At 53.7% G+C, this 22,212-nt stretch carries 18 protein-coding genes and 1 pseudogene; 5 read left to right on the top strand and 14 right to left on the bottom strand.

Going from position 1 to position 22,212, the window contains the following annotated elements; all coding sequences use genetic code 11:
- Positions 1-78: 78 nt before the first annotated feature.
- Together PD282_RS23890 and PD282_RS23895 are read right to left on the bottom strand one after the other, a co-directional pair.
- Complete coding sequence (locus tag PD282_RS23890; protein WP_274653871.1) at positions 79-981, bottom strand: carbohydrate ABC transporter permease; 903 nt, start codon at positions 979-981, stop codon at positions 79-81.
- 36 nt (positions 982-1,017) lie between these two features.
- On the bottom strand, positions 1,018-1,995 hold the full coding sequence (locus tag PD282_RS23895) for an ABC transporter permease (RefSeq protein WP_274653873.1): 978 nt from the start codon (positions 1,993-1,995) through the stop codon (positions 1,018-1,020).
- A gap of 879 nt (positions 1,996-2,874) precedes the next feature.
- On the opposite strand from PD282_RS23895, the gene PD282_RS23900 reads away from it, so the two are divergent.
- Together PD282_RS23900 and mctP are read left to right on the top strand one after the other, a co-directional pair.
- Complete coding sequence (locus PD282_RS23900; protein WP_274653875.1) at positions 2,875-3,084, top strand: DUF3311 domain-containing protein; 210 nt, start codon at positions 2,875-2,877, stop codon at positions 3,082-3,084.
- Between the two features lie 111 nt (positions 3,085-3,195).
- Positions 3,196-4,710, top strand: a complete 1,515-nt coding sequence (gene mctP, locus PD282_RS23905) for a monocarboxylate uptake permease MctP (protein ID WP_274653877.1) — start codon at positions 3,196-3,198, stop codon at positions 4,708-4,710.
- Positions 4,711-4,770: 60 nt separating this feature from the next.
- On the opposite strand, the gene PD282_RS23910 is transcribed toward mctP, so the two are convergent.
- The 6 genes from PD282_RS23910 to PD282_RS23935 form a co-directional block, all read right to left on the bottom strand.
- Complete coding sequence (locus tag PD282_RS23910) at positions 4,771-5,115, bottom strand: hypothetical protein (protein ID WP_274653879.1); 345 nt, start codon at positions 5,113-5,115, stop codon at positions 4,771-4,773.
- Positions 5,116-5,493: 378 nt separating this feature from the next.
- Complete coding sequence (trxA, locus tag PD282_RS23915) at positions 5,494-5,820, bottom strand: thioredoxin (RefSeq protein ID WP_274653881.1); 327 nt, start codon at positions 5,818-5,820, stop codon at positions 5,494-5,496.
- Positions 5,821-5,860: 40 nt separating this feature from the next.
- Positions 5,861-6,178: a thioredoxin family protein gene (locus PD282_RS23920; protein WP_274653882.1), complete on the bottom strand. Its 318-nt coding sequence runs from the start codon at positions 6,176-6,178 to the stop codon at positions 5,861-5,863.
- A 54-nt stretch (positions 6,179-6,232) separates the two neighbouring features.
- On the bottom strand, positions 6,233-7,177 hold the full coding sequence (gene trxB, locus PD282_RS23925; protein ID WP_274653884.1) for a thioredoxin-disulfide reductase: 945 nt from the start codon (positions 7,175-7,177) through the stop codon (positions 6,233-6,235).
- A gap of 82 nt (positions 7,178-7,259) precedes the next feature.
- Positions 7,260-7,688, bottom strand: coding sequence for a MarR family winged helix-turn-helix transcriptional regulator (locus PD282_RS23930; protein WP_274653886.1), 429 nt, complete (start codon positions 7,686-7,688; stop codon positions 7,260-7,262).
- 345 nt (positions 7,689-8,033) lie between these two features.
- Complete coding sequence (locus PD282_RS23935; protein ID WP_274653888.1) at positions 8,034-8,651, bottom strand: TetR/AcrR family transcriptional regulator; 618 nt, start codon at positions 8,649-8,651, stop codon at positions 8,034-8,036.
- A gap of 119 nt (positions 8,652-8,770) precedes the next feature.
- Here PD282_RS23935 and PD282_RS23940 point away from each other — a divergent pair, with 119 nt between their 5' ends.
- The 3 genes from PD282_RS23940 to PD282_RS23950 all read left to right on the top strand — a co-directional run bounded on the left by PD282_RS23940 (position 8,771) and on the right by PD282_RS23950 (position 11,826).
- Positions 8,771-9,421, top strand: a complete 651-nt coding sequence (locus PD282_RS23940) for a peroxiredoxin-like family protein (protein WP_274653890.1) — start codon at positions 8,771-8,773, stop codon at positions 9,419-9,421.
- A 209-nt stretch (positions 9,422-9,630) separates the two neighbouring features.
- The gene (locus PD282_RS23945; RefSeq protein WP_274653893.1) at positions 9,631-10,287 is read left to right on the top strand and encodes a DUF2306 domain-containing protein; all 657 of its coding nucleotides are present in this window, start codon (positions 9,631-9,633) and stop codon (positions 10,285-10,287) included.
- A gap of 402 nt (positions 10,288-10,689) precedes the next feature.
- Positions 10,690-11,826: a polysaccharide deacetylase family protein gene (locus PD282_RS23950; RefSeq protein WP_274653895.1), complete on the top strand. Its 1,137-nt coding sequence runs from the start codon at positions 10,690-10,692 to the stop codon at positions 11,824-11,826.
- Positions 11,827-12,162: 336 nt separating this feature from the next.
- On the opposite strand, the pseudogene PD282_RS23955 reads toward PD282_RS23950, so the two are convergent.
- From PD282_RS23955 to PD282_RS23980, 6 genes and pseudogenes are all read right to left on the bottom strand, one after another.
- A pseudogene (locus tag PD282_RS23955) lies at positions 12,163-13,970 on the bottom strand (reverse transcriptase/maturase family protein).
- 789 nt (positions 13,971-14,759) lie between these two features.
- Positions 14,760-19,724: an S-layer homology domain-containing protein gene (locus PD282_RS23960; protein ID WP_274653896.1), complete on the bottom strand. Its 4,965-nt coding sequence runs from the start codon at positions 19,722-19,724 to the stop codon at positions 14,760-14,762.
- Positions 19,725-19,994: 270 nt separating this feature from the next.
- A complete protein-coding gene (locus tag PD282_RS23965; RefSeq protein ID WP_274653898.1) occupies positions 19,995-20,510 on the bottom strand; it encodes a phage tail protein in 516 nt (171 codons plus the stop codon).
- Positions 20,511-20,550: 40 nt separating this feature from the next.
- Positions 20,551-21,051 (bottom strand): phage tail protein, encoded by a 501-nt coding sequence (locus PD282_RS23970; protein WP_274653900.1) that lies wholly within the window; start codon positions 21,049-21,051, stop codon positions 20,551-20,553.
- Positions 21,052-21,076: 25 nt separating this feature from the next.
- On the bottom strand, positions 21,077-21,592 hold the full coding sequence (locus PD282_RS23975) for a phage tail protein (RefSeq protein WP_274653902.1): 516 nt from the start codon (positions 21,590-21,592) through the stop codon (positions 21,077-21,079).
- A gap of 59 nt (positions 21,593-21,651) precedes the next feature.
- Positions 21,652-22,116 carry a GNAT family N-acetyltransferase gene (locus tag PD282_RS23980; protein WP_274653904.1) on the bottom strand — a complete coding sequence of 155 codons (465 nt, stop codon included), beginning with the start codon at positions 22,114-22,116 and terminating at the stop codon, positions 21,652-21,654.
- Positions 22,117-22,212 lie beyond the last annotated feature (96 nt).

The raw sequence follows: 22,212 nt of genomic DNA on the forward strand, positions 1-22,212 counted from the left end.
CCGCGGTTTTCGCATTAATCGCGCTGCCGTTGCCGCATCATCTCCTTTCAGTTGCGAACGGCCTCCGGCCGAATGCCGTTACCCTTTGACCGCCCCGATCATGATCCCCTTGACGAAGAAGCGCTGGAAATACGGGTACACGAGCAAAATCGGGAACACGACGATCATCGTGACCGTCGTCCGGATCGAAGTCGGCGTCTGCACCTTGGACAGGTCGATCGCCTGCGTACCGCCCTGCGAGTTGCGAATGATCGCAGCCAGCGAGTTGGCCTCGTTCATGTATTTCCACAGCACAAACTGCAGGGTATAGAGATTCGGATTGGACATCAGAAACAGCGTATCCGTAAAGGTGTTCCACTGGCCGACTGCCGAAAAAATCGCGATCGTCGCGAGAATCGGCGTAATAAGCGGCAGGACGATGCGGGTGAAAATGATCCAGTAGCCCGCGCCGTCGATCTGTGCCGATTCCTGCAGCACGCCCGGAAGCGATTCGACAAACGTCTTGACCAGGATGACGAAAAACGGCGAAACGATCGCCGGCAGGACGTATGCGGCGAAATTGTTCGTCAGGTGCAGGTTCATCATCGTGATATACCACGGAATGATGCCGGCGTTGAAATACATCGTGATAACGACGAACCGGTACCAGAACCTGCGTCCCCACATCTCCTGCTTCGTAAACAGGAAGCCGAGCAGAGCGGAGCCGGCGACTGTCAGGGCGGTGCCGAGCACGGTGCGCAGGACCGAAATTAACGCCGCTTGCGCCAGCCCCGGAAGGGTCAGCACCTTCACGTAGTTGTCGAAATGAATCCCTCTCGGCAAAAACGTGATCATTCCCCGGCTGCTGAGGTCGTTGTTGCTGATCGTGTTGATCAGCAGATAATAGAACGGAAACAGGCAAATCAGCGTGAACAGGGCGAATACGACATAATTGACCGTGTGAAACGCGATGTCGCCCGAACGCATTTTTTTAAGTGGCATGAAGGTGCTCCTCCTTGATTTTGACGTGCTTGCGAATTAAACGATACTTTCGCCGCGGATCGTTTTGGACAGGCCGTTCGCGACGAACAGCAGGAACACGCTGACGACCGATTTGAGCATGCTGATCGCCGTGGCGAAGGAGAAGTTGGAACCCAGCAGTCCGATGTTGTATACATACAGGTCCAGCACCTCAATATGGTCCTTGTTGATTGCGTTCTGGAAAACGAAATACTGGTCCAGCCCGTTGTTGATGAAGTTTGCGATCGTCAGCAGCAGCAGGACGAAGTAAGTCGGCATGATGCCCGGCACCGTTATGCTCCACATCGTGCGGAACCGTCCCGCCCCGTCGACCCGGGCCGCCTCGTACAGCTCCTGGTCGATGCCGGTGATCGCCGCGATGTACATGATCGCTCCCCAGCCGAGTCCTTTCCAGACGCCCCAAACTGTCATCGTCAGCCACGTATGATCGTCCGACGCGAGAAAGTTGACCCCCCGGTCGATCAGCCCGAGATTCATCAGCAGGTGATTGATAAGCCCGTTATCGACGGAGAACAACATGAACGCAAACGAATATACGAGCACCCAGCTGATGAAGTTCGGCAGCGTCGTCAGTACCTGGACGATCCGCTTGAACCGGTCCGAACGCATCTCGGACAGAAACACCGCGAAAATGACCGGCAGCACCGAGGTGACGATGCCGAGCGAGCTCATCGCGATCGTATTGCGCATAACCCGGATGACCTCCGCCGTCTGCGTCGGGTTGCTGAAGATCGATTTGAACCACTGCAGCCCGACGAACTCGGTTTCGGACAGCGGAATGCCCGGCCGGAAATTGTAGAACGAGTAAATCCAGCCGTACAGCGGGATATAGGAAAACAGGAACACCAGAATCAAAAAAGGAAGCGCCATCAGAAAAAGCTTGTATTTGCCCGGTAAACCGGCTTTTTTCTTCTCCTGCGCCTGCAGAATCGAAATCGTTTTCGAACTATCGTTTACTTGAACGGAATCCGCCATAGCTTTTGATCTCACCTATCCTCGCATTTGACATAATCTCGCCTCGTTCGCGCTCGCCGACGCATTTTTTTGACAAAATGCGCACGGAATTCGCAGCCGGAAGCAGCGCCGGCCCTGAACGGCCGGCTTTCGTCTTCTTCTATTAAGCTGTTTTTCCGAAATCGGTTTCGAAAATGATTTCAAGAGCTGTTTTCGAAGGGAAAAGCGTTCGTTTGCCCGATTCCAACCGATTTTCGCTTGCCCCTCCCCCTTTGGCCCGTTCTAGTCGTCCCCGAATCGGCCGGCTGTCTTCCTTGCACACCCGCGCGGCAGGCGGTAAGCGTATTCAACAGCGCCTTCTAACGATCCGTTTTTCGGCAATGAAGTCGTCGCCTCTCAGCTGTATACGATGTCAAAATTATGATACCGAATATCAAAAAAATTATACGATCCGGAAAGGCTGCGGATAACTCTAAAATAACAAGGCAGCCGCTTGATGTCAATACTTATCCGGTTAGTTGCTTACCTTTACGAAGAACTGCAGACGGTCTCAAACGAGTAAAGATTCTTTTCCCGAAAGCATGATAAGGGCAAAATAACAACATTTTTAACTGTTCAGTCATCAGGCAAAATAGACCGGAAAGGTGCGCTCCGGCCCGCTTCCGGCAAACCTGCTCGAAGCAGTCCCTCGGCTTCAGCGTCTTCCGGGTCCAAAGGTTCATTCTGCATCCTTTGCCTTCGACAACCGGACCACGCGAAAGGAAGGCGAAGCATAGGCTCGAATTTTGTCCTCCTATACGGAAACGCAGCCGGATTTCCATGTTGACGAAAACGCTTCCATATGGGAAAATCTCTCATAATAAGTTGAAGGATTTGTCGAAAGGAGCGATCCAGCCCGTCATGACCGGTGAGCAAAAAAGCAAAAAAGCAAGCAGCTGGTGGTACATTCTTCTGCTTGCGCCGTTCGTTGGGACGCTGTGGCCGGCTTTCTATTCGTACGACGAACCGAGATTGGCCGGCATCCCTTTTTTTTACTGGTATCAGTTTCTGTGGGTCATTATCAGCGCCGTGCTGACCGCCGTCGTGTATGTCGCGACCAAGCGCAAGTGAAGCCGCCGTCCGGGCGGCCGTACCTGACCGGTGCATCGGAAAGGAGGACATTAGAGCCGAGTTTGCGCCTTACGCTTACGATCTCATCCCATTGACCAAAAGGAGTACATTATGAATGTAAATTGGTCCGCTTTTGCCGTGTTTCTGTTCTTTTTCCTGCTCGTTACGGTTATCGGCTTCTATTCGGCGCGCTGGCGCAGGGGCAATCTGGAGCTGCTGGACGAGTGGGGGCTCGGCGGGCGCCGCTTCGGGACGCTGATTACGTGGTTCCTTCTGGGCGGCGACCTGTATACGGCCTATACGTTTATCGCCGTGCCGGCGTCCATGTACGGAAAAGGCGCGCTCGGCTTCTTCGCGGTGCCGTATACGATCATTATTTATCCGTTCGTCTTCGTCGTCATGCCCCGCCTGTGGTCGGTCGCCAAAAAGCACGGCTACATCACCGCATCGGATTTCGTGCGCGGCCGTTTCGGCAGCGGAACGCTTGCCTTGGCCATTGCCGTGACCGGCATTCTGGCCACGATGCCCTACATTGCGCTCCAGCTGGTCGGCATGCAGGCGGTTCTTGACTCGATGGGCTTCACGGGTACGGGCTTTATGCACGACGTACCGCTCATCATCGCCTTTCTGGTGCTTGCGCTTTACACCTACAACAGCGGCCTGCGCGCACCGGCGGCCATCGCGATCGTCAAGGATTTGATGATCTACATAACCGTCATCGCCGCCGTGTTCTATATCCCGTATAAACTCGGCGGCTTCGGCCCGATTTTCGACGCCGCGGCGAAGAAAACGACCATCGTGCCCGGCCCGAACGGCTATGCTCCGTATGCAACGCTGGCGCTGGGCTCCGCGCTCGCCTTGTTCCTGTATCCGCATTCGCTGATCGGGATATTCAGCTCCAGCAGCCGGGCGGTTATCCGGCGAAATTCCGCGCTGCTGCCGGCTTACTCGTTCGTGCTCGGCATTATCGCCCTGCTCGGCTTCATGGCGATCGCAGCCGGCATTACGACCAAGGACGGCAACGCCGCGATACCGGAGCTGTTCCTGCGGATGTTCCCGGACTGGTTTGCGGGCTTCGCCTTCGCCGCCATCGGCGTCGGCGCGCTCGTACCGGCCGCGATCATGTCGATTGCCGCCGCCAACCTGTTTTCGCGCAATATTTATAAGGAATATATCAACCGGAATGCGACCGATGCCCAGCAGTCCAAGGTCGCCAAGTGGATTTCCCTGATCGTCAAGGTCGGCGCGCTGCTGTTCGTGTTTCTGATGAACAAACAGGATGCGATCAATTTGCAGCTGCTCGGCGGGATCTGGATTTTGCAGACGCTGCCGGCGGTCATCGTCGGTCTGTATACGACCTGGCTGAACCGCTGGGCGCTGTTCGTCGGATGGCTGGTCGGCATGGTATACGGCACCTATATGGCCGCCTCCACCGGGTACGGCAACCAGTATCCGCTGCCTTTCGGGCTCTCGGGCGGTTCGACGGTTTATTCCGCCTTATATGCGCTCGCGCTCAACTTCCTGGTTGCCATCGTGCTGACCCTGATTTTTCGCGCGGCGGGGATCAAGAACGGCAGGGACGAAACGTCGCCGGACGATTATCATTTTGAAGGAGCAAACGAATAGCAGGCCCCTCTTACATCGAAAAAAAATCCCCGATGCGGATAGGCATCGGGGATTTCGCTTTTAACTGCTTAAATGAAATTCAAATCGGCCGCTGACCCGCTGTTCCAGCAGGCGTCTCGCTTTACTGATGTCGTCCTGATGAATTTCGATGATAATCCTGACGTCGACGGGTTCGGCGATAGCCGTATTCGCAATGCCGGAGTTCGCGCCCGAATGCATCGGCTTATTGCGCACGCGGCAGCGGATTCCGTTATCCTGCAAAATGGCGAGCTGGTCGGATGCCTTCTCCGTCAGCTCCGGGCCTTCGTACACGACTGACCAGGCCTGCTGTTTGCGTCTCCAGAGCAAGAAGCCCACCAGCAGCACAACGACGACACCGATGACAATGATCGGAAAACCATTCATGAAGCAACACTCCTTTACAGAATTTGCTTTTCGTTTGGATTTTCTGATCCTACTATGGCGCATGAATTGGCAGATCGAATTGTTCCGTATGACAGGCGCTTGCGACCACGGGGCGCCCGTTAATCCTATTTAACACCAGGCGAAGCCGGATGAAACACTTTAAGCGGAATTTCTCCGCTTTGTGCCGCTCCAGCGTACGGTATAACGGGCACTGCCTGCGGTATGCGGACCCGTTTTTTCTTCGTTTGCCCCGCAGATAGCCGGAGGATCTCCATAAATAATCGTCCTATACGCCCGCCGGACCGGCGCGGTACAGGACGATGATGAAGCGGCTGCTTCTCGGATGAACGGGCACATGCTGTCTCTCTCGTCTCTTGGTTACGCTTCGGCCCGGCTGTCGATCCACGCTTTAAGCTCGGCTTTCGAACGGAAGCCGACCGTTTTATCGACAGCGGCGCCGTCCCGGAATAAGACAAGCGTCGGAATGCTCATGATGCCGAGCTGCTCGGCCGTTTGCGGATTATCGTCGACATTGACCTTTGCCACCCGATACCGGCTCTCCGACTCGGCTTCAAGCTCATCCAGGATCGGGGCGAGCGCTTTACAAGGACCGCACCAAGGCGCCCAAAAGTCGACCAGCACGGTTCCTTCCTGTCCTTTTACCGAAGTCCCGAACGTTTGATCCGTCACGTGTGTAATCGCCATATTCAATTCCTCCTCTTATATTTCGCTGCAGCCGGCAGCTTTATTCAACCGAGTCGAGATACTCGCGCACCTGTGCGGGCGTCTTCGCAAACCGGCTGTGCAAATGCCCGAGCTTGACGCCGTTCTTGTAAACCAAGAGACTCGGTATTCCGCGAACCTCGTTCGCTTCCGCAATATCGGGAAGCTGCTCCACATCGAGGGCATAAAATTGTTTATCCGGGTTCTCGTCGATGACGGGCCCGATAAACCGGTCCAAGTTTTTGCAGTCGGGACACCACGTGGCGTCAAATTTGATGACCGTGTACTGGTCCCGGTTAATCAGCTCTTGAAATTGAGTTTCCTGTAGAATGCGTTCCATGCGAAATCCGCTCCTTCTCATTTATGTGAATTTAAAACGTTCTGCCATGTAGTTTTAAACATTCAGCAAATCGGCGACCGGATGCTCCTCCAAAAAACGTTCCGCGTCCAGCGCGGCAATCGCTCCGCTGCCTGCCGATGTGATCGCTTGGCGGTAGTGCGGATCCTGGACATCGCCGCAGGCGAAGACCCCCGGGATGCTCGTTGTCGATTTGCCCGGCGTGACGATCAGGTACCCCTGCTCATCCGTCAGCAGCTGTCCGCCCAGAAACTCGGTGTTCGGATGATGGCCGATGGCTACGAAGATGCCGTCCGCTTCGAAAATTTCCTCCGCGCCGGTCTCATTGTTCAGCGTCTTCAGGCCGGTAACGCCTTTGTCGTCCGCAATAATCTCCAGCGGCGTCCGGTTCAGGCCCCACACGATTTTGTCGTTATGGCGGGCGCGGTCCTGCATGATTTGCGATGCCTTCAGCTGACCGCGGCGGTGGACGACCCGCACCTCCGAAGCGAATTTCGTCAGAAAGTGGGCTTCCTCCATAGCCGAGTCGCCGCCGCCGACCACGATAATCTTTTTGCCGCGGAAGAAAAAGCCGTCGCAGGTGGCGCAGGTGCTGACGCCCCGGCCGATATTCTCATGCTCGTGCGGAATGTTGAGCAGCTTGGCGGTGGCGCCCGTCGAAATAATGACACTCTCGGCCTGCAGCGTTTCGCCTCCCTCGAGATGCAGGGTGAACGGACGGTTGTGAAGATCGACCTCCGTTACCCGGCCGGTTTTGAACCGGGCGCCGAAGCGCTCCGCCTGCTTCCGCATATTGTCCATCAGCTCCGTGCCAAGAATTCCGTCCGGGAAGCCGGGGAAATTCTCCACCTCCGTTGTCGTCGTCAACTGCCCGCCGGGCTGCGTTCCTTCGATGACAAGCGGCTCCAGATTCGCGCGAGCCAAATAAATAGCCGCTGTCAACCCGGCAGGTCCGGTTCCGATTACGATCGTTTTGTTCATGTTAAACATCTCCTTAAATATTGATTAAAATAAAATTGTTCACAATCAATTTGCCGAAAAAAATTTGCTCTGCAAGCCTCTCTTATTTGCCGATGGCACGAACGACCTTTTCCGATAAATCGTTAATCGATTCGGTCAGCCGCACGATTTCCTCGGTTGTCATTCCGCTGGCGGTCAGAAGCGACATGGGGATGCAATCCGCTTCCTCCTTCAATGCCGCGCCCGTCTCCGCCAGCTTGACGACCACGACGCGTTCGTCTTCCTTCGAGCGCTCCCGAACGATCAGCTTATTCGCTTCCATACGTTTCAGCAGCGGAGTGAGCGTTCCGGAATCCAGATCGAGCGCTTCCCCCAGTTCCTTCACCGTACTCTCGCCATGCTCCCACAGCACCATCAGGACCAAATATTGCGGGTATGTAATACCCATGTTTTCGAGTAACGGACGGTACATGCGGGAGATCGCCCTGGAGCAGGCATACAGCGAAAAACAGAGATAATTTTTCGGGTCCATCGCCCTCCTCCTCCCACGTGTCCAACTTGTTTCAAACTTAATTTTAGGTAATTGCGTTGTTCACAATCTAAATATACACAATCATTTCAGGGATGTCAACTGTTTTTTCCATGTTCCGTTTGTCGTTCCATAAAGGGAAAAACGTGCCTTACAAAAAAAAATCGCCCCTGGATCGCGCAGCGCCTTCTTTGGGCTTGCACCATTCAGGGACGAAAGTTTAACTGAACAATCCCTCCCGTACCTTATCCGTTGTTCTTATGTGGCATCTGCAGGCAGTATCGGTTCTTATGACCAATGCCGGCCGCAGGCCGCAAACCATGATCCGCTTCGTGATCTGGCGGCACTTCAGACCAGGAATGTGCGAATATGGGCGAGCATCGCATCCATCACGGATTCGAGCGGACTCGTTTCTTTGCGCACCTGCGTGAGAAGCAGGCCGCCTTGAAGAGCGGTCAGCAGCGCCAGCGCGAGGCGGTCCGGATCGGCATCGGCCTTCAGCTCGCCGCGCTCCTTCATGGCGCGCAGCCCATTGCGGATCGCGGTTTCCCATCTCAAAAACCCGTTCTCGAGCTCGAGACGAGCCGCCGGCTCCGTGTCCGCCAGCTCGCTGCCGAGCGAGCCGATCGGACACCCCCCATGGCATTGCCGCTCGATCTGAAGCTGCACGATCGCGTCGCGCCATGTTTGCAGCGCCTCCATGCTGTCCAAATGACTCAGCAGAGGCTCCTGGGCGCTTAGCACTTGGTCGGTTTGATATACAATCACCGCCAGAACGAGCTCCCGCTTTTCCTTAAAATAATGGTACAGCTGCGATGCGCTTACTTTGGCCTCCCGCTGCACATCGTCCACGCTCGTGCCCGCAACGCCGCGTTCAAACATCAGTTTGGCCGCGGCGGCGACGATTCGCGCGCGCGTCTCTTTACCTTTTTTCGTCAGCCGCTGCTCTTGTTTGTTGGTATCCATCGTCGTATTCATATTTCTAGTATAACAAAAATGGAGTTGACAATCCATAAATTTATCGGTATCATGAATTCACGACCAATTATGGAGTGTTCAATCCAAAATATAAGGAGCGATTGATTATGTCTTTAAAAGAACAGTTGGATAAAGTGAAAGAGTCGTTTATTGCTTCTGCGCCGGAGGAAGCCCAAACGGAAGTGTTTCGGCTGATTCGGGAACAGCAGGAGTCGGGTATCCCCTTCGGGCTGAAGGCAGGCGACAAAGCCCCGGACTTTACGCTGGCCAACCCGCTCGGCAAGCCGGTAACCTTGTACGACGAGCTTTCGAAAGGACCTGTAGTTTTAACCTTCTACCGCGGCGGCTGGTGTCCCTTCTGCAGCCTGCAGCTCCGCAGTTACCAGCAGCTACTTCCGGAGATCGAGAAGCTCGGCGGCCGATTGATCGCCGTTTCGCCGCAAAGCCCCGACAACTCGCTGTCTCAACAGGAAAAGGAGGAGCTGACCTTCCAGGTGCTGAGCGACCCGAACGGGCAAACGGCGGAAAACTTCGGCGTCTTGTACGAACTGCCCGAATCGCTTCAGCAAATTTTCAGCGGTACTTTAGGCCTCGATTTAACCGTGTTTAACGCCTCCAACCGCTGGGTGCTGCCGATTCCGGCAACGTTCATTATCGGCCGGGACGGCATCGTCCGCCGCGCGCACGTCGATCCGGACTTCACGGTCCGCTTGGACCCGCAGGAAATTGTTCATGAGCTGAAATCGCTGCAAGCCTGATCGCAAACTGATTTGTGTACGGCTTTAAAACGGAGATTGGCCGAACGTCACGCTCGTGATGTTCGGTCTTTTTTCGGTGCGGACAAGAAGGAAACGTACCGGCCGATAATTTAGAAAATGTTTCGCGTTTGTTTAGATGCGGTTCATCTTTCGGCGTTAAAGTGAATATCGGGCATTCACCGCCCGATCTGCTCCGGGAGGGAAGCGCAATGAAACGAACAAAAGCGATCAAACCCGGCCGGTCGCTCACAATTTTAGCCATTCTGTCGCTCGGCATCATGATCCCGTTCTCCGTTCCGTATTTGACGTTAAACCCTGATGCCAGCCGCCTGCCGATCGCTTCGCAGATTCAGTTCCTGCTGCTCGTCGCGCATATCGGAACCGCTTTGCTCGCGCTGGCAGCCGGATTCCCGCAGTTTTACGCGCCTGTTCGCACCGCAAGGCCGCGCCTTCATCGGTTAATCGGATACGTCTATGCGGGAAGCGTCGGCATAAGCGGCTTTCTTGCGATCGCGCTGCTGGCGTATGAACAGCAGTTCGTTCGTGCCTGTTCGTTTCTCACGCTCGACGCGCTGTGGCTGTTCACGACGTGGAAAGGCTGCCGCGCGGCGGCCGGCCGCAACTTCCGGGCCCATCGCGTATGGATGATCCGCAGCTTCGGCATGACCCTGGTTGCCGTCAGCGCACGCGCGCTCGTTCCGCTCTTGATCCTGCTCTATCTGGCCCTCAACCGTTTTACCCTGCCGGACGGGCGAGCCGGGATGATCGATTCGGTCCTGACAGTCAATATATGGGCCGGGCTTGCGGCTGATTTTATAATCGTGGAATGGGTGTTGTTTAGAAAAAACGGCGAAAAGTGTGGATAAAACTAAAAAGTTGAGTCTTACTGAAATTAATACACCCCGTCAGAACGGAGAAGTTACTGTCGATAAAGTCGAAGGAGATACGGTTTATTTAACAGCAAAAGATGGAACGACTTTGGGTCACCCGCAGTCCAAAAGACTTAGGGTGGCCCTTTTACCTGGCATTATGCGGGTAACTTTCAGTATTAAGAAAAAAGTTCTTTACTTCTTCATCCTTTAAGCTAATAGTGTAGTTACAGAAAACAAACCAGTTGTATTAATCTTGTGATTTAAAGACCTCAAACAACAATTGATAATTGTTTGTCACGGAAGCAGGTGTTTTCAATTCGTCTATATAACCGATCGATCCTATCGAGTCTTATTTTGTGTCTTATCCTTATACTAATCACAGCCGGATGTGATCAGGTGGAGACCGCAGATTCTTTAAACAAAAGCGGTGAATCTGATTCTCATACGGTCATCAAGCACAAAGATACTGGTACCTTAGAAAAGAGCGCCGTCAAAACGGGTAAGTTAGAACCAAAGCCGTATCAGAGTCCGAAGAAATCGTCAACCGCCAGATTAGTCGCTTACAATGGTATTGTCGAGCATATATTTTTCCATCCGCTCATCGCCTATCCACAGCTTGCCTTCGATAATGATTCGCTGTCGAAAGGGTATAACGACTGGTTTACTACCATTCCCGAATTTAAACGTATTCTCGGATCGCTTTACAAAAATGACTTCATCCTGATTCATTTGGAAGATGTCTATGAGGAGAAGACGGTTGATGGTAAGAAAATCATGATTAAAAAAAACCTTATGCTCCCAAAAGGAAAGAAACCGCTCGTGATCTCCATCGACGACTTGAACTACTATTCGTATATGATTGAAAACGGTAATGTATACAAGTTGGTTCTTGATTCCGAAAGCAACGTCGCATCCTACTCCAAAAACCCGCAGGGGGAGGAAATCGTATCCAGAGACAACGAAATCATTCCGATCCTGGACCGGTTTGTGGAATCTCATCCCGACTTTTCGCTGGATGGGGCAAAAGGAGTCATTGCATTAACGGGCTACGAGGGCATCCTTGGTTACCGCACACAATCGGGTTCGCCGAACCGTGAAACTGAAAAGATCGAAGCACTTAAGGTTGTGAACAGACTTAAAGAAACCGGATGGACGTTCGGCTCTCACAGTTATGGTCATATCGATGTCAGTTCAGTGACCCTGAACAAGCTAAAGCAGGATACCGCCCGATGGAAGAGAGAAGTTGAACCTTTAATCGGTCCGACACCTCTGTATTTTTATCCGTACGGTTCAAGGGTGGATTACGGAAGCGCCAAGTTCAACTTTCTCGTGAACAGTGGCTACAAAGTCATTTCGGCCGTCGGTCCGACCTCGTATACGAAGGTGATCGATGGTGCATATACGATGGATCGCCGACACATGGACGGAATCGCGATTATTCAACAGCCGAAAACGGTGCGCGATCTGTTTGATGCCGGGTATGTTTTGGATAAAGAGAATCGTCCAGCGATGTATTGGCGGCAATATAAGTAACGAACCTTTTGTACCAGCAACTGAAGGGCCGGTGAACGTTGCCTCTGCTGCTACCCAACGCTGTTCCGATCCGTGGACGGGCTATAGTAGGCCCAGCCGGAAGCGATATCAACAAGCGGCGCGTCCTTGTATGCTTGACAGATGTGCCCGGCCTCCTCGATGGGGTCATGTTCAAACGTTTGATCGCTCCGCTTGCTTTGTAACCCCTCGCATTGCATGTTAATATCGTAGGGTAAGCGCCCGGCGCCTTTCCATATTTTTATGGAAGGTTTCCAAACACTCCCCCCCCCCCCGAACCGGACGTACACCTCTCAGCGTATCCGGCTCTCCACCTACCTAATCTAATCTTCCTGCGTGAAGATCATCATGGCAATTGATGCATAGGGCCATTGTTTTTCGTCTTCTTTCGATCATTTTCCGTTCCCAATTATTTTTGCCTTTTAAATCCTTCAGTTTCCTTACGTGATGCATCTCCAAAGGCAACCCGGAGTTTCCACACCATTCACAGGTTTCGGCAACCAATCTGCTGATGATGCTGCTTTTTCCTTTAAATGCCCATGTATTTGCTACATAATCTACGGCCAAGTCTTTTTGAACATTATTCAAATTCTGTCGAAAACCTTGGTCATAGAGTGTGGAGGCCTTTACTCCTTTTTTGGTTCGGTAATTGATCGTGAAGACACCATTGACTTTGCACTTGTTTAGAATCTTATTGACGGAGGTTCTATATTTGCTTGCAAATGTCTTATACATACTGAAGCTCATAATGTAGTGAAACTTGCTAAGTACAGAGACGTTATTTGCAAGCATATAGTAGTTGTAAAGGCCTCTTATTTCCGCGTTGTAGATCGACAGGATTTCTAGATCGTCTAATGGCTGTAGGCCTCTGTGAAGTATTTTCCATTTTCCGTTGTTGTCGATCTTTAACGCTCCGAGATTCTTTACTTTATCAACCCATGTTTCTTTAGGAACGAATAACCTGATGTGTCCATTTGCAGTTCTTCTCTTGATCCCGAATTTGTCCTCATAAATTCTTGAGTTCCAGCCCACTGTCATTTCATACCCTAGAAATTTCACTTTGTCTTTTCCGCTGGTGATAAGTGTCTTCTCTTCCGACAATTCCAGGCTTAGCTTATCGGTTAGGAATTTTCCAATGTCTGCTTTGACTTTTAAGGCATCCTGTTTGCTACCGATGATGCCTATAATGAAATCATCAGCATATCTAACATACACCAGCCTTTTATAATTCTCGTCCATAGGATCGAAGGTCGGAAGCTCTCTTAGAAGTTTGATTTTCCCCTTATATTCCCTGATGTAATTCTTTTTCTGTTCATCAGTTAAGTTCTCATCTTTAAGTTGATTTTTGACTTTCTTGATTAGATAAAGGGTATTGTTGTATTCCTTTCCACGTCCTCTTGTATTGCCCTTGTTGAATTCTTCTTGATACTTATTCATGTACCGATCGAATTCATTTAGGTATATGTTGGCGAGTATAGGGCTAACAATCCCACCTTGTGGTGTTCCGCTGTATGTGTTGTGGAATTTCCAATCCTCCAAATACCCTGCTTTTAGAAACTTCCAGATGAGTCTAATGAACTTCTCGTCTTCGATCCTTCTTCTGAGTATGTTAATTAGTACCTGGTGGTTTATTTTGTCGAAGAAGCTAGAAATGTCACCTTCAATGAACCATCTCGACCCTTTAAACCTACCTTTTATTTCCATTATCGCAGTATGACAGCTTCTATGGGGTCTGAATCCATGTGATTGATCAGAAAAGACAGGCTCGTATATTGCTTCTAGGATACTTCTCACAGCTTCTTGGACAAGTTTGTCGTTGACTGCCGGGATGCCAAGAGGTCTTAATTTCCCGTTCTTTTTTGGGATGTATTTCCTTCTTGCTGGTTTGGGTTGATACGTTTCGTTCTTGAGTGAATTAATGATTCCCTTAATTTCTCGAGACTCATTCCGTCAATTGTTTCTCCATCAGTACCCGGTGTCATATTTCCTTCTTTGGCATAGATATTGGCATATGCACCTAGGTAAAATTGGGGATTGTAAAGATTCCTGTACAGTCTCTGGAATTTGTACCCTGCATCCTTTGCCTTGGAAGCTAGATTGCCTAATACATCACTTGGATTTCTCAAGAGCCTCCGCTCCTTCCTTGTTTTGTATAAGCTTTGGTAAGCTGTCCTCCTTCGCCATGTGATGGGCTTTCCCTTGGGGCCGCCGCCCCTTCGGGTGGTATCTGTTATGTCGCCATAGAGACCTTATTCCACCCTACCATCTCGGACTACTATGAGGACTCCGTTGCCATATCAGGTATTCAGAGGCCATATCAGTTTCCCGATTTTCCCTCATAGCTTTACATTGTCTAGGCATCCTAACTTAGGCAATCCCCGTTTAGCGCAAAAAAGTTGGCCTGTCATAGTGTCGGCTGTGTCGTTCACCCTTTAACTTCTGATCGAAGCGCCCTACCCTTGGACTGCCTGAGCATGAAGCTTTTCAATTCATTCCATGCTCTTTAGAGGATACCGTGATTGATGATATTCTCTCACGAGTAGCATCACGGTTTATAACCACTTTACGTGAAGGAGTACACTATCTCGGCTCGGGCTGACATTCAAGTAATCCAACCTTCAACCTTGTCTATGACGTTTACCTTGCCGTTCAGTCGTGAGTTAGCGGTTACTCAACTTACGGCGTTACCACCATGCTGCACTCCCCCTCTGGTTTCCCTTCAGGATAAGGTGGTTGGTTTATAAGGGATAAGTGGCAATCACCCCTAGCGCTTGCCAATGCGCGAACTTTATAGCACCTTACGGGCGCACAAACACCGTGTAGTAGCGTAAGAACCTGAACCAAGCGCACCCTGAACCAAAAAGCAAGCCGGCTCCCGAGGGAACCGGCTTGCTTGTTTTAAGGCTGTAACTGCTTTAAATGAGATCGGCCGCAGTGAGCAGGCGCAGCGTCATGGCCGCCGCTTCCGCCCGGGTCAGATTGGCCTGCGGATGGAGGAGCTGCCCGCTGCCCAAGACGATGCCCTCTTGCACGCAATAGGCCGCCGCTTCCCTCGCCCAGGAACCGACGTGCGAAGCGTCCTTAAACGGGCCGAGAAGCTGCTGCTGCTGAGCGGCCGATAACGAGACCGGCTGTCCGGCCAGCTTTGCCGCACGCGCCATCATCAGCATGGCCTCTTCGCGCGTAACGGCTTCGTTCGGTTTGAACGTATGGTCGGCATAACCCGAAATCAGCTCGTATTCAAGGCCCACTGCGACGGAATCGTAATACCAGGCGGATTTGACGACATCCGTGAAGTCCGGCGTATTCGTATAGCTGGCAAGCCCCATCGCCCTGGCGAGGATCGCGATGAATTCCGAACGGGTGACGGTGCCGTCCGGATCGAAATGCGTATCGTCCTTACCGCTGATAATCAGCCGCGAGGCCATATTGTTCACCGCATCCTTGGACCAGTGACGTTCCACATCGGGAAATGCCGCCGCGTGATAGACAACTGCATAGGTACTGTTCGTCAAGCTGTGAATTTCCGCTTCGTAATGCCCGTCGACGGCCGTCACTTTAGTAGGGACGTGATGGAACGTTCCGTCCTGCGTCCAGACGACGCCCGTCGTGATTTTTGCCGGATCGACATCGCCCGGGATGATAAAGGTCCGGCTTACATAAGCGTCAAAGCGGTCAATTTCGATCGTTTTGTCCCCGTTCGTCGCCGTAATTGAAAAAGTTATCGGCGGCGCGACCTGGGCAAGATGCGCTTTCGTCTCCTGCTCCGCTTCAAGCTTCGCCTCTCCGTCCGTCAAATTCGCGATATTGACGAAAACGTTCATTTTGTTCGGCGAGCCGTCTATGCCAAGCTGATGCATCACACGATCCAGATTCAGCTGCCGGATCGGAAGCGTGTACGTGACAGACTTCGTCTGGATGCGCAGAACGGCACCCTGCAGCCCCATTTTGCTGACGATTTGTCCGTTCACCGAAGCGATAATTTGACCGAACGGATCGTCCACGGGAATCGTTACAACCGCATTCGGCCCTTCTTGATCCAGCTTTTCGCTCAGCTTGCCTTCGTCAAGCGTATAGGTAATCCGCGTTTGACCGTTCGGCGCCGTGTCCTGTACAGCCGTACCGATTTGCCCCTCAACCTGTCCGTTCACCACGATATCGACACTGGAGCCGGGCGGATTCGGATTGCTTGGAGTGCTCGGAGTGCTGGGGCTGTTCGGCCCGCCCGGCGTGTTGCCGGACGGGTTGTTCCGCCAAATGTCCAGACTGTAGGTTTTCGTACCGCCGCTCGGCGAGGTGACAATGACATTCAATTTATTTCGGCCGACATGAAGCGGAACGTCTTCCGTCTGCTGTCCGGCCTGAGCTGCCGCGCCGTTAATGCTGACCGTCGATGCATGGTCATCCGCTGCCGCCGTCACCGTTACGGACGACACGGAGTTTTTAACCGTTACGTCGTATCCGGTAACGGACGGCGAAAAGGCCGGACTTAACGTGCCGGAAGAGAGCGTTAGCGAGCTTAAGTCCGCATTCGCGCTCAGCGGATTGACAACGACGTTAACGGTTGCGCTGTCCGTTCCGTAAACGGCTTTCACGACGGTACTGCCGGCTTGTTCGCCGGACAGTACTCCAACCGACGGGATGCTTGCTATCCCTTCGGGATTAAACGTATAGCTGCTGCTTGCCGTGACGTCGACCGAGCTGCCGTCCGAATAATTCATCGCAACCGAGAACGGGATCGTCTGATGGAGCTGAACGGTATATTCCGTTGCGTTGAAGCTCAGCCCGAGCGGCTTGGCAATGACATGGACCGTCCGGGTTTTCTCGGCCGCTGCGTTGCCGGCCAAATCCGCAGCCTGATAATGAATCACGTAATTGCCGAGCGTATGCGTATCTACGCTGCCGACGGCCGTCGCCTGCAGACCCGTCGACAGATTATCGGTTACGGCCGCGCCAGGGTCCGTGAAGGTCTCGTTCAAATAGACCGACATCTGATCGTCGCCGTTCAGCGTAATGACGGGAGCCGTTTTATCGATGCGCACCGCCGCCTGCCCGATACCGCTCACATTGCCCGCGGCGTCGGTTTGGCGCGCTTCGATCGGATATTCGCCTTCCGCTGTCAGGCTTACCGGTCCCGTGTAAGCCGTCCAGCCGGGATCGGAGCCGATCCGATATTCGAACGAACCGCCAGGCTCGCCGTAAACGGTAGCGGTTACCGTCCCGTTCGTCCAGCCGGACGGGTTCAACGTAATGCCCGGGCTGTCCGGAGGTATCGTATCGTTTATCTGGATCGAGACGGCAGCCGGATTCGAGTCGGCTTGGCCGTCGTTTGCTTTGTAGGTGAATTGGTCCGTTCCATAATACCCCGCGTCCGGCGAATAGGTAAACGAACCGTCCGGATTCAGCACCAACGATCCATGCGATGGATCGGTGACGAGTACAGCGGTTAAATTGTCGCTGTCGGCATCGGTGTCGTTACGGAGTACGCCATCGGCCGCCGCCACCGTTAACGGCGTCGACTGGTTCGTCACATACGGACCGTCAACGGCCGCCGCAGGCGCGTCGTTCTTCGGCGTGATGACGATCGAGACCGCCGGATTTTGGACGCCGGTTACGCTAAACGAAATCGTTTGGCCGCCAGCCTTGTTCAGCTTCAACGGAGCCGATGCCGTTCCGCTCGTGAACGTCAGACTGACGGCGGTTGACGAACCGTTCAACGTCGTTCCCCCGAAGCTGCCGTATGTGCCGTCCGGAGCCTGCGCGTATCCCGAAATCGTGATGCTATGAGCGCCGCTGAAGCTTGTATCCGTATGTCCGAGCGAATCCTTCACCGTTAACGTAATCGTATTCGCTTCGCCTTTGGCGGGCGTAACCGTCTGAGCCGAAACCGCGACCGACTGCGCCCCCGCCGGCCCCGGAAGATTCAGAGGTAAGCTTGCTGCCTGCACCAGTCCGGCTGCGTCAAAGGCTACCTGCGCGCCGGTCACGGCCGCGTCGTTCGCCGCTCCCAGATCGCTGAAGCTCACGACGCCCGCGTTCGCCGTCGCCGTCGAAGTGCCGGTCAAGGTCCATCCGCCGCCGCCCGCTTCCGAGGCCGTTACTTGCGTCGCATTGTCGCTAGAATTCGTGTTACCGAACGCGTCAACAAGCGTAATGACCGGCTGCTGGGCAAATGGCCCGCCGTTAGCCGCCGGTGCTGCCGGCTGCGTCGTTACGTTCATCGCAGCGGTAGTACCCGCCGCCGGGGTGATATCGACCGTGTTCGTATCCGGGGCCGCAACTCCCGCCACGCTCCACGCGATCGTTTGCAAACCGGCCTTGTTTAGCGCCAGGTCCGCCGATGCCGTACCGCTCGTAAAGTTCAGACTTACCGTTGTCGAGCCTGCGGTTAACGCCGTCCCGCCAAAGCTGCCGTACGAACCGCCCGGCGCTTGCCCGTAGCCGGAAATGGTTACTTGATGCGCGCCGCTGAAGGTTGTATCGGGATGTCCCTTTGCATCCCGTACGTTAAGCGTAATGGCGTTCGCCGCGCCAGCCACAGGCGAAGCCGCTGCCGCGGATGCCGTCGCGCTCTGCGCCCCCGCCGGCGCCGGCAGATTTACGGCTGCGCTCGTGATTTGCGCCAATCCGCCGCCATTAAACGCCAGCTTCGCACCGTTTACCGCCGCGTCATTATCCGCGCCAAGGCCGCTGAAGCTGGCGGCGCCCGCATTTGCCGTTACCGTCGTCGTGCCGGTCAACGTCCAAGCACCGCCGTCCAGCTTCGAGGCCGTCACTTGAGTCGAATTGTCGCCGGGGTTCTTATTCCCGTAGGCATCGACCAGCGCAACGACCGGCTGCTGCGCGAACGGCCCGCCGTTGGCTGCAGGCGCGGTTACATCGGTCGTCACCTTCATCCCGGCGGTATTGCCCGCCGCCGGCGTGATGACGATCGTATTCGCCGCCGGATTGACCAGATCCGCCACGCTCAACGCGATCGTTTGCGGATCGGCTTGGTTCAGCTTTAAGTCCGCCGTTGCGACGCCATTCGTAAAGTTCAGGCTTACCGGCGTCGACGAACCGTTTAACGTTGTTCCGCCGAAGCTGCCGAATGAGTTGTCAGGCGCCTGCTCATAGCCCGAAATCGACACATTATGCGCACCGCTGAACGTCGTGTCCACAGCGCCTGTCGAATCCTTTACGGTCAGCGTGATCGCATCCGCCGCTCCCGCTATCGGGGAAGTCGTTACTGCAGACGCAGCGGCGCTGTATGCGTAAACGACCGGATTATAAGTTACGATCAGTCTCGGCCAGATCGTTTGATCCGCATTGTTTGTAGAATGAAATCCAAAATAGTTATCTCCGCTCGTCGCCGAGCCTTCCAAAATTAAGGTAGCCGTTTTGTCCCCATTCGCCTGATTGACGATAAATTGGGTCAGTTGTGCCGACTCAAAGTGATTCCACCCTGCATCAATCGTGGTGTCATGCAGCAAATTGGTTTCATCCACAGCAGGAATATAGGCGTCTGCACCGGAGGATAACGGCCAAGCGTCGTCATACGATCCGCCAATTATGAGATCGGGCGAGCCGAATGAATAGCTGGTGTCCTCGAAAAGAGCCAATTGAACTCCCGTAATCTGTCCCACCACGCTGCTCAGATCGAATTTCAATTCGCACCGTGAAATACCAAAGGTGGTATCTCCGAAACTCCCCACATAATCATTGTAAAGCGGTGAGCCGTCATTCGTTCCGCCCGGATACCATCCGGAATTGTCTTTACAATTGTCGGCGGTTACCAGGACATCCATGGATGAATCGGCATGGCCGACAGCGGGACAGATACAGCCGAATGCCAGCACCAGCGCCAGCAATAACGAAACATAGGCTTGTTTTCTAATCACTCATTCGATCTCCCTTATCGAAAAACTCTTTTCCGATGCGCTCGCCTGTCGCCAGCGCCTGTCAAACCAAATCACGGGTTCATCGCTGCAATCTGCGAATAATGCCGTTACCGTGTAAAATCGGCCGCCCCCCACTACCGATAATTTTCACGTACACGTTGGCGCACAAAAAACGAACAAGCCACACAGTTCCCATTATTGAAATAAGCATCTGAGTGGCTTGCTGCTTTTTAAATGTATGTAGGAGCGCTCAAGCCCATGTACGCCGATTTACGAATGGGGAGGATATACACCGTAAAGCGAAATAATAAAATTCATCCCCAGGTAAGGCTGCATATTATTATGCGGCATACTGCCGCCTGCAGGTCCCACCGCCTGAACGTTCATCGCCGTTTTCGGCGCCGTCCCGTAAAGCGGCGCGGCTCTTCCGGCCACGTTCGCCCAAACGGCCCCTTCCGGACTGGTCGCGGACGACGTCGTCTGATTTTGCGGCACATGGGTGTGCGCCGGCATTTCCGTTTGCAGCAAGGTAACATTCGGCTCGCCGACGCTCTCTCCGAGCGTTCGCGGCGTCAATCCGGGACCGGCCCCTTGATGCATAGCCGCTGAACCGTTCAAATTCGGCAGGGCAAACGTTGTTTTCCCGTCCCCGCCGTAAGTGACCCCCAAAATCGAAAAGAGCGCCGTATTTTGCGCAATCGGCAGCAAGCTCCCATCGCAAAACGCCCAATCCTTGGGGGGGAAATTACCTGCGAATAATCGAATCTCGCCAACATACGGATCCATGTTTAACGTACCCCTCCTTCTTGATAACGCCGTCAAGCGTCTAGTTTCTGGACGGATAAATGCCCTGCAGCGCGATGCAGTAATTCACGACGTTATACGGCTGCATATTGGGATGCGGCTGTCCGCCGCCCGAAGCGGACAACGCGGCGCCGTTCATCGTCGTATTGGCGGCACTTTGATACATCATAATCGTGCCGGTATTGGTCCAGGCGTTACCGGTCGCTTCTCTGCTTGAAGGAGCGGCCGAGTCGGCCATTGCCCCATGCGTATGCACCGGCATTTCTTGAACGGTGAGCGTATGGTTTTCCTCCCCGCTCATTTCGCCCAGCGCAATGCTGCTGCTGAACTTGACCGGAACTCGTCCTCTTAAGTCCGGCAGGGCAAACGTCGTCGTCCCATTACCGCCATACGTCGTGCCTAAAATCGAAAACAGCGCCTGATTGTTCGAAATCGGCAAAATGGACCCGTCGCAAATATGCCACCCTTTCGGCGCAAAGCCGAAACCGAACTGGCGGATCTCGCCAATGAAAGGTTCTGACATGTCGATGACCTCCCTTATCTACGGTTTAGTTTTGACTGGGATAAATGCCGTTCAACGCGATAATATAACTTACCGCCAGCGTAGGCATCATATTGTCGTGCGGCTGGCTGCCGCCGCTGCTCGCGATGGACTGCGCGCTCATTTGGGCATCCGGAGCCGCCGTGGCATACTGCGTAGACGTGCTTTGCGCCCAAAACGCATTCGACGGATCGCCGGTCGTACCGGATGTATTGTTTGCCATGACCGCATGCGTATGACCCGGCAAATTGTTCACCGTCAAGGTGACCGTCTCGGTCCCGGCTAGCTGCCCCATGGCATAACTCGACCCGGTTGGGTTTTTACCTTGACCCAGCGGCACCCGGCCTCGCAAATCCGGCAAACCGAACGTCGTCTGTCCGTCTCCTCCGTATGTCGTGCCCAATAGCGAAAACAAAGCGTCATTTTGGGAAATCGACAACAATTGACCGTTGCAAAACTCCCAGCCTACCGGCGCGTAAGTGCCGGCAAAAAGTCGGATTTCCCCGAGATAGGGCTCGCTCATTCCATTACCTTCCTTTCGTCCGATTGATTTTCTTGACAGGTTTCCGGCTTATGCCTAAGTCAAGATGCATGCCATTCCATCTGTTCATACACGCCGTCGTCAGCCGTCGTTTGAAATCCGAGCCGCTCATACAGACGCTTCGCCGGATTTCCTTTCGCAACGCGGAGCCGTACCGGCAATCGCAGATCGGACGCTTCCCGCTGAACCGCCTCCATCAGCCTCTGCCCGATGCCTTGTCCGCGAAAAGCCGGCAGCAGCGACAGATCGACGACGAGCAGCGCCTTCTCCAAGCGGCAGGTTGAGATGCGTCCCGCCCGATCGCCGTTTACGGTCACGATCCGCAGCCGCAATTCCGGGTACTGCTCCCGGTAGGACCGGGACTGGGCCGCGAACTGCATGCGAAGAAACGATTCGGCCGTTCTTTCGTCCCATGCCCAAAGCTTCATTTCTTCCGCTCGCGTACTCGCATACAGCTCGTACAGGAACGTTTCGTCTTCTGAAGATGCCGGTCTGATCTCCAGCATTCTACCCCCTTTAGCCTGCATACACGCTGATTCAAACCAAAACTTCCAGATTTCAACTATTAGATTCTACGGTCCTAAACGAAATCCTGCTATTTT

The sequence above is a fragment of the Paenibacillus humicola genome (assembly GCF_028826105.1).
Classification (GTDB): domain Bacteria; phylum Bacillota; class Bacilli; order Paenibacillales; family Paenibacillaceae; genus Paenibacillus_Z; species Paenibacillus_Z humicola.

Bases quoted from the DNA above. Each gene is read 5' to 3' on its own strand.
- PD282_RS23980 (WP_274653904.1), bottom strand. From the start codon at position 22,116: ATGCTGGAGATCAGACCGGCATCTTCAGAAGACGAAACGTTCCTGTAC.
- PD282_RS23970 (WP_274653900.1), bottom strand. From the start codon at position 21,051: ATGTCAGAACCTTTCATTGGCGAGATCCGCCAGTTCGGTTTCGGCTTT.
- PD282_RS23965 (WP_274653898.1), bottom strand. From the start codon at position 20,510: ATGGATCCGTATGTTGGCGAGATTCGATTATTCGCAGGTAATTTCCCC.
- PD282_RS23935 (WP_274653888.1), bottom strand. From the start codon at position 8,651: ATGGATACCAACAAACAAGAGCAGCGGCTGACGAAAAAAGGTAAAGAG.
- PD282_RS23910 (WP_274653879.1), bottom strand. From the start codon at position 5,115: ATGAATGGTTTTCCGATCATTGTCATCGGTGTCGTCGTTGTGCTGCTG.
- PD282_RS23895 (WP_274653873.1), bottom strand. From the start codon at position 1,995: ATGGCGGATTCCGTTCAAGTAAACGATAGTTCGAAAACGATTTCGATT.
- PD282_RS23890 (WP_274653871.1), bottom strand. From the start codon at position 981: ATGCCACTTAAAAAAATGCGTTCGGGCGACATCGCGTTTCACACGGTC.
- trxB (WP_274653884.1), bottom strand. From the start codon at position 7,177: ATGAACAAAACGATCGTAATCGGAACCGGACCTGCCGGGTTGACAGCG.
- PD282_RS23900 (WP_274653875.1), top strand. From the start codon at position 2,875: ATGACCGGTGAGCAAAAAAGCAAAAAAGCAAGCAGCTGGTGGTACATT.
- PD282_RS23945 (WP_274653893.1), top strand. From the start codon at position 9,631: ATGAAACGAACAAAAGCGATCAAACCCGGCCGGTCGCTCACAATTTTA.
- PD282_RS23975 (WP_274653902.1), bottom strand. From the start codon at position 21,592: ATGAGCGAGCCCTATCTCGGGGAAATCCGACTTTTTGCCGGCACTTAC.
- mctP (WP_274653877.1), top strand. From the start codon at position 3,196: ATGAATGTAAATTGGTCCGCTTTTGCCGTGTTTCTGTTCTTTTTCCTG.
- PD282_RS23940 (WP_274653890.1), top strand. From the start codon at position 8,771: ATGTCTTTAAAAGAACAGTTGGATAAAGTGAAAGAGTCGTTTATTGCT.
- trxA (WP_274653881.1), bottom strand. From the start codon at position 5,820: ATGGCGATTACACACGTGACGGATCAAACGTTCGGGACTTCGGTAAAA.
- PD282_RS23930 (WP_274653886.1), bottom strand. From the start codon at position 7,688: ATGGACCCGAAAAATTATCTCTGTTTTTCGCTGTATGCCTGCTCCAGG.
- PD282_RS23920 (WP_274653882.1), bottom strand. From the start codon at position 6,178: ATGGAACGCATTCTACAGGAAACTCAATTTCAAGAGCTGATTAACCGG.